The organism is Oceanospirillum sediminis, assembly GCF_014164585.1.
GTDB lineage: Bacteria > Pseudomonadota > Gammaproteobacteria > Pseudomonadales > Halomonadaceae > Oceanospirillum > Oceanospirillum sediminis.
In genome coordinates, this window is sequence record NZ_JACJFM010000067.1 from 1 (window position 1) to 7592 (window position 7592).

General features: G+C 48.5%; 5 protein-coding genes. 3 read left to right on the forward strand and 2 right to left on the reverse strand.

From position 1 onward, the window contains the following. Positions 1-198: 198 nt before the first annotated feature. Positions 199-2238, forward strand: coding sequence for an oligopeptidase A (gene prlC / locus H4O21_RS23735; protein WP_182812244.1), 2040 nt, complete (start codon positions 199-201; stop codon positions 2236-2238). 194 nt (positions 2239-2432) lie between these two features. Beyond that, positions 2433-2678, forward strand: coding sequence for a YheV family putative zinc ribbon protein (locus tag H4O21_RS23740; protein ID WP_182812247.1), 246 nt, complete (start codon positions 2433-2435; stop codon positions 2676-2678). 100 nt (positions 2679-2778) lie between these two features. Here H4O21_RS23740 and H4O21_RS23745 read toward each other — a convergent pair whose 3' ends face one another. Next, positions 2779-3738, reverse strand: a complete 960-nt coding sequence (locus tag H4O21_RS23745; RefSeq protein ID WP_182812250.1) for a homoserine kinase — start codon at positions 3736-3738, stop codon at positions 2779-2781. Positions 3739-3834: 96 nt separating this feature from the next. Further along, positions 3835-4119: a DUF2782 domain-containing protein gene (locus H4O21_RS23750; protein WP_182812253.1), complete on the reverse strand. Its 285-nt coding sequence runs from the start codon at positions 4117-4119 to the stop codon at positions 3835-3837. Between the two features lie 154 nt (positions 4120-4273). Here H4O21_RS23750 and polA point away from each other — a divergent pair, with 154 nt between their 5' ends. Continuing rightward, entirely contained in the window at positions 4274-7372 is a 3099-nt protein-coding gene (polA, locus tag H4O21_RS23755) for a DNA polymerase I (protein WP_182812256.1), read from the forward strand. The last annotated feature ends 220 nt before the right edge of the window (positions 7373-7592 follow it).

Genomic DNA, 7592 nt, shown 5'->3' on the forward strand with positions numbered 1-7592 from the left:
TGCTCTTCAATGTCTGTTGCTATGCATAAACTGACAGATCTCAACTATTCGTCAAGGTAGCAAATAGTTGAGAGCGGGCTGAATAGTTACCTTTGTTTTACTACTTATCCTGCCTCTGACTGGAATTTCCCGGTAAACGCCCCATATTAAAAGCAATTAGATGAAAATTTTACGACATAAGCATAAAAGGGCCGTTTTATGAGCAACCCGTTACTGGAAAGTCATACCTTACCACCCTTCAGTAAGATCAGCCCGGAGATGGTTGAGCCTGCTCTGGATCAGATTCTGGCCGATAACCGTGCCGCTATTGAACGTCTTCAGCATCAGGATGCTCCCAGCTGGGATTCACTGGTCCAGGCGCTGACTGAGCATGAAGAACGCCTGGGGCAGATGTGGTCTCCGGTCAGCCACATGAACTCTGTGGTCAACAGTGATGCACTGCGTGATGCTTATAATGCCTGTTTACCTAAACTGTCTCAGTACAGCACCGAAACAGGCCAGAACGAAATACTGTGTAACAGCTTTAAGGCACTGAAAGAGAGCGAAGGCTTTAACGATCTGAATACCGCGCAGCAAAAAGCGATTAACAATACACTGCGTGATTTTCATCTGTCCGGTATCGATCTGCCAGCAGACAAAAAAGCCCGTTACGGAGAGCTGAAACAGAAACTATCTGAGCTGACCAATAAGTTTGCTGAGAATGTGATGGATGCGACCCAGGGCTGGCATAAACATATCACTGACGAAGCAGATCTGGCCGGGTTACCGGATACCGCCAAAGAGCTGTTACAACAGCTGGCGGCACAGAAAGAACTGGATGGCTGGGTGATTACTCTGGATTTCCCTTCTTTTCATCCGGTGATGACCTATGCCGAAAACCGTGAGCTGCGCGAAGAAGTGTACACCGCCTTTGTTACCCGCGCCTCAGATCAGGGGCCGAATGCTGGTGAGTGGGATAACTCACCGGTAATGGAGGAAATTCTGGCATTGAGATACGAGCTGGCGCAGTTACTGGGCTTTAACAGCTATGCTGAATATTCCATCGAAACCAAGATGGCCAGTAGCACAGATGAAGTTCTGGGCTTTCTGAATGATCTGGCGGATCGATCTGTGAAGCAGGCCAGAGAAGAGTTTGCGGATCTTCAGGCTTATGCCCGTGATGAGCATGGTGCGGATGATCTGAAAGCCTGGGATGTGGGTTTTTACAGTGAGAAACTGCGTCAGCAACGTTATGCTATCTCTCAGGAAGAGCTGCGACCATACTTCCCGGCTGCAAAAGTGATTGCCGGTATGTTTGATGTAGTCAATCGTTTGTATGGAATTACGCTGGAAGAGATAACGGAGCAGACGGATCGCTGGCATGAGGACGTGAAGTTTTACACCGTGAAACGCGATGGCGAACAGATCGCCAGTTTCTATCTGGACCTGTATGCCAGAGAGAACAAACGCGGTGGCGCCTGGATGGATGTCTGCCGTGGGCGTTATCGTAAAGACAATGGTGAACTACAGCTACCGGTTGCTTATCTGGTGTGTAATTTCTCAGCTCCTGTCGGTGATAAACCGGCGCTTTTGACCCATGACGAAGTGACGACCCTGTTTCATGAATTCGGTCATGGTCTGCATCATATGCTGACCAAAGTGGAAGTCTCTGATGTGGCTGGCATCAATGGCGTGGCCTGGGATGCTGTTGAGCTGCCCAGCCAGTTTATGGAAAACTTCTGTTATGAAAAAGAAGGTCTGGATCTGATTGCCGGACACTTTGAAACTGAAGAACCTCTGCCACAGGCTCTACTGGATAAACTACAGGCGGCCAAAAACTTTCAGTCTGCCATGATGATGGTGCGTCAGCTGGAGTTCGCTTTATTCGATTTTCGTTTGCATCATGAATATCGCCCGGACTGGGATTCCAGTGTACAGGCGCTTCTTAATAGTGTGCGTCAGCAGGTTGCAGTCTTACCTGCAGTGCCCTTTAACCGTTTTCAGCACAGCTTCAGCCATATCTTTGCTGGTGGTTATGCGGCAGGGTATTACAGTTATAAGTGGGCGGAAGTGCTGTCCGCTGATGCGTACTCCCGTTTTGAGGATGAAGGTCTTTTCAATCAGGTAACGGGTCAGTCTTTCCTGGAAAATATTCTGGAGATGGGGGGCTCTAAGGAACCGGCAGAGTTATTTAAAGCATTTCGTGGCCGGGACCCTGAAGTGGATGCACTGCTACGCCATAGTGGCATTAATGGCTGACAGAGCATTAGCAGGATTGCTGAATAAGCGGACAAATTGTGTACTGAACCTTTTCGTTGTCCGGTAATCCTTTCACGAGACTTATGCGTAACAGACAGTATCCGGTTTATACCGGATACTGTCGTTTAAGGGCTATAATTGCCTGTATCTGATCTTAACTGATCAGTTTGCCCGAACCTGTAGCTGGATGAGTGATGACAATTATTAAACGATTTATCGCCGGAGCGGTATGCCCCCGGTGTGGTGAGATGGATAAACTGAAAGCCTGGACAGAAGACGATATCCAGCACCGTGAGTGTGTCGCCTGTGATTTTACCGATGCGATGTCTCTGATAGCTGATTCGGCAATGGATGAACTGGCAACCCGTGTTAATCAGGGGCAGCCTGACCCGAAAGATGAGATTCAGGTTGTGAAGCTGATGGATCCGGCTAAGCCGTAATTCATGACGCTGAACAACTGATTTTGTTCAGCGTGTCTTCTTACTGCATGGTATGTATACCAGTGAATGCTGCTGTGGTGAGGTCACTGGAATATAGTGATCAGACTATTTCGTCTGCACAGGCAGCCTGTCGGATACGTGCCTGCAGAATCAACCGGTATTGCTCCGGATCTTTAACGATACTCTCCTGATCTTCTCCTGGTGGCGTCAGATGCATGGCAATCAGACGGGATATCCAGTAGCGCAGTGCGCAGGCCCGGATAAATCCGGGCAGAGCATGCTGTTCCTGGTCGCTCAGCTCCCGGACAGAGTTATAGCCCTGTATAACCGCCTGCTGAATAGACATATCTGGCTCAGAACCCTGCTGGCAACTCCAGTCGTTGATGACAACGGCCAGATCATATAGAAGATGTCCAGTACAGCCGTTATAGAAATCAATCACACCGGTCAGTGTATCGTCTTCAAAGAAGCTGTTGTCCCGGAACAGGTCGCCATGAATAATACCTTCTGGCAGATCCGGGCACTCTTCCAGCAGGTCGGCAAAGTGACTAATCTCCAGTTGCATCAGTTGCTGATCCATATCATCCAGCAAGGGCATCAGGTGGGGAGCGCTGTCTTTCATCCAGTCGACAGAACGTAGATTGTCTTTTCTGTGAGGGAAATCCTGCCCTGCCAGATGCAATCGAGCCAGCCACTGGCCTATCGCTCTGCCTTTATTAACGTTGGAGGCTTCCGGGTGTTCGCCGACCAGAAAAGGGAATAACAGTGCAGGCTTGTCAGAAATCTGGTGCAGACACTGGCCTTCCAGATCTGGCAGTGGTGGCGCTATTTCCAGTCCTTTTTCTGCCAGCCAGGGTAGCAGCTGAACAAAAAAATCCAGATCACTGTGATCGCCCTGTTCAAAAAGAGTCAGGATAAAGTGCTGGTTCTCACAGCTGACTTTATAGGTGGTGTTTTCCGTACCACCGGCCATTCCTTTGCTGGTAACAGGGCCGTTCAGTCCGTATGCCTGCATAAGTTGCTGAAGCGCCTGATCGGATACCTGAGTATAAACGGCCATAAATCACCTGATGTTCTTGATCGATAAAGAGAAAAATCAAAAAATAGTGTTTATGCTACCCTGTTGTCCAGTGAAAAACTTGTCTATCTGCGTCGATTACCAGCGTAATAGTACCCACTGAGGTATCAGGAAAGGCTTTTTATCCGACACCTTATCCAGCCGAACATAATTACCATTGCCATTTACATCAACCAGATAATACTCCGGTCCTGCTTTTGGCCTCACTTTAATCGCATACAAAACACCATTTGCACGGTATTCATATAAAGTACGATCACCACCATCCCGGATCGTAATTTCAGGCTCCGGTTGCTGATTTTCTGCCTGAGCCTGTAGCGCTGGTAATACCAGTAATATGCTGAAAAAGATGGTGCGTAACATATTTAATCCTTGTCAGACCTTTGGTCTGAATGCTGTGTGCTTTATCATGACTCTATTCTGCAGACAGTTCTGCCCGGTCAGAGTTTCACTATCATCCTGATCTGTTTCTCAGGGCTGTCATCACAAGTATAACCGAATTGAGTTGATCACCTGTATGAATGACACTGCTCAGGCGCCACTGATTCTGGTGGATGGTTCCTCTTATCTGTACCGGGCATTTCATGCTCTGCCACCTCTGACAACCTCAAAAGGCCAGCCCAGTGGGGCAATAAAAGGCGTATTGAACATGCTGAAGAGCTTGCTGAAACAGTATCCTGAAGCACCGGTTGTGGTGGTATTTGACGCCAAGGGCAAGACTTTCCGTGATGATATGTTTCCTGAGTATAAGGCCCAGCGTCCACCGATGCCGGATGATTTACGCTCTCAGATCGAACCTTTGCATCAGGCGATCCGGGCAATGGGGCTGCCATTGCTATGCGTAGAAGGTGTGGAAGCCGATGATGTGATTGGTACTCTGGCGCAACAGGGTGAAGCGGCGGGGCGCTCGGTCGTGGTGTCTACCGGTGATAAAGATATGGCCCAGCTGGTGACCGAAAAAGTGACCCTGGTTAACACCATGACTGATACCGTGATGGATATCCCCGGTGTTAAGGATAAGTTTGGCATTGGTCCTGAGCTGATTATCGATTTCCTCGCCCTGATGGGGGATAAGGTAGATAACATCCCGGGTGTTCCGGGTGTGGGTGAGAAGACGGCTCTGGCGCTGTTGCAGGGTATCGGTGGTCTGGATGCTATCTATGCGGATCTGGATCAGATCGCACCGCTGGGCTTCAGGGGTTCTAAAACCCTGGGTAAGAAGATGGCTGAGCACAAAGAGATGGCCTACCTCTCCTATGAGCTGGCTACCATCAAGTGTGATGTTGAGTTGGATGTGACCATCGACGATCTGGTGCTGGCGCCTCAGGATACCGATACGCTGAAAGCGATGTATGCCGAGTTGGAGTTTAAAACCTGGTTGAATGCCCTGAATCGTGCGGAAAGCCAGTCTGATAAGGTAGCCGAGGACAGCGCCACGGCAGCCGAGGTTGAACAGATTGCGGATGATGCGGCAGAAGAACCTGTGATTGCCGGTGAATATGATACGGTACTGACCGAAGCTGAATTTAATGCCTGGCTGGAGCAGCTTAAAGCTGCTGATCAGTTTGCCTTTGATACCGAAACTACCAGCCTGGATTATATGCAGGCGGAGATTGTAGGGGTGTCCTTTGCCGTTGAAGCCGGTAAAGCGGCCTATGTACCGGTCGCCCACGATTATATGGGCGCGCCGGAGCAGCTGGATCGGGATTGGGTGCTGGCACAACTGAAACCGCTATTGGAAGATCCGGCAAAAGGTAAGATCGGTCAGCATCTGAAATACGATATCAATGTACTGGCCAACTATGGTATCGAACTGAAAGGCGTGGCCAGCGATACCATGCTGGCATCTTATGTGCTGAACTCGACAGCCACCCGTCATGATATGGACAGCTTATCCAGTAAGTACCTGGGTCATACTACGATCAGTTTTGAACAGGTTGCGGCAAATGATGGGGGGACTGTTTCTGAACAGTTTGACCTGCTTGGTGACAGTGCAGCGCAAGAAAATAGTGAGTTGAAAGCATTAGAAATGAAAATCTATGCTCTTGCAGGAGAAACGTTTGACATCAGTTCGCAAAAAGAGCTTGCTGATGTTCTGTATGTCAAAAATGGCATTCCTGTTAAAGACAAAACTAAGTCTGGGGGGTCTACGTCTTTAAGTGCTCTTAAACGTCTGGCCAGAGACTATGAACTTGCGAAGCTGGTTTTTGATTACAAGACACTGGAGAAAACAAATAAAGATCAGGCTGGTTTGGGTAAAGCCTTGCTGCCGTTTAACAAGATTAAAATAGAAAAAGCAGCACCTTATGCAGCAGAAGATGCCGACATTACTCTGCGTTTACATAATAAGTTGTTGCCAATGGTTCAATCGGAAGGTCGTCTAGGGGAGCTACTGAAGGATGTGGAGTTACCTCTGGTCCCCGTGCTATCCCGCATTGAGAGAAATGGAACAAAGATTGACTCAGAAAAGCTTTTGAAGCAAAGCAAGCAAATTACCGTTCGTCTGAGAGAACTTGAAAGTGAAGCCTATGAACTGGCTGGCAAAGAATTTAACTTAGGCTCACCAAAACAGCTGGGTGAAATTTTATATGCAGAAATGAAGCTGCCTGTTAAGAAAAAAACACCATCAGGTAAGCCATCAACATCAGAAGAAGCTTTGCAAGAGCTGGCGTTGGACTACCCATTGCCAAAGCTGATTATGGAACATCGGGGACTGAATAAGTTGATGTCAACTTATACAGACAAGCTTCCTCAAATGATTAGTGAGCGTACGAAACGCTTACACACTTCCTACCATCAGGCGGTAACAGCGACAGGTCGTTTGTCGTCCAGTGATCCTAACCTGCAGAATATTCCGATTCGTACCGAAGAGGGCCGTCGTATCCGTCAGGCCTTTGTGGCGGAAGAGGGTTACAGCATTGTCGCGGCGGATTACTCCCAGATTGAGCTGCGTATTATGGCGCACCTATCTGGCGATAAAGGTTTATTGGACGCTTTCCAGAATGATCAGGATGTACACAGAGCAACAGCCGCAGAAGTTTTTGGTTGCTCACCAGAAAATGTCACTGCCGATCAGCGTCGCAGCGCCAAGGCTATTAACTTTGGTTTGATCTACGGTATGTCTGCCTTTGGTTTGGCCAGGCAGCTGCATATCGAACGTAACCAGGCGCAGATCTATATTGAGCGTTACTTTGAGCGCTACCCAGGCGTGGCCCGTTATATGGATACGATTCGGGAAAGTGCAAAAGAAAAAGGTTATGTAGAAACCCTGTTTGGCCGTCGCCTGTATTTGCCTGAAATTAATGCCCGTAACGGCGCTATGCGCAAGGCCGCGGAGCGTACCGCTATTAATGCTCCGATGCAGGGCACTGCAGCGGATATTATCAAGCGCGCCATGATTGCAGTCGATCAGTGGCTGCAGGCTGGCGAAGATGAAGCCTGCAAAAATGTACACATGATTATGCAGGTACACGATGAATTGGTGTTTGAAGTGCCGACCGGGCAGGTTGAAGTCTTTAAAGCCGCACTGAAACCTTATATGGAAAATGCCGCTGAACTGGATGTGCCGTTACTGGTGGAAGCAGACTCAGGGGATAGCTGGGATCAGGCGCATTAATCTCTCTATCAAATTCAGACCTCTGTCTTTAAGAATGCTGATCATATAGACGAACTATTAACCTTTGGTCTTTGCTTTCAATTATCCATGCTGAATTGAACTGAATAGCTGTCAAAGCCCTGCGATGCAGGGCTTTGTCGTGCTTTTGCTAACCCTCTGATTTCCCTGCTTTTGCTGCTCGTTTCAGGGCTGCTGTAACTTTTTTACAAAAAATGCACTT

Excerpts from the sequence above, each read along its gene's own strand:
- prlC (WP_182812244.1), top strand. The coding sequence starts at position 199 with ATGAGCAACCCGTTACTGGAAAGTCATACCTTACCACCCTTCAGTAAG.
- H4O21_RS23750 (WP_182812253.1), bottom strand. The coding sequence starts at position 4,119 with ATGTTACGCACCATCTTTTTCAGCATATTACTGGTATTACCAGCGCTA.
- polA (WP_182812256.1), top strand. The coding sequence starts at position 4,274 with ATGAATGACACTGCTCAGGCGCCACTGATTCTGGTGGATGGTTCCTCT.
- H4O21_RS23740 (WP_182812247.1), top strand. The coding sequence starts at position 2,433 with ATGACAATTATTAAACGATTTATCGCCGGAGCGGTATGCCCCCGGTGT.
- H4O21_RS23745 (WP_182812250.1), bottom strand. The coding sequence starts at position 3,738 with ATGGCCGTTTATACTCAGGTATCCGATCAGGCGCTTCAGCAACTTATG.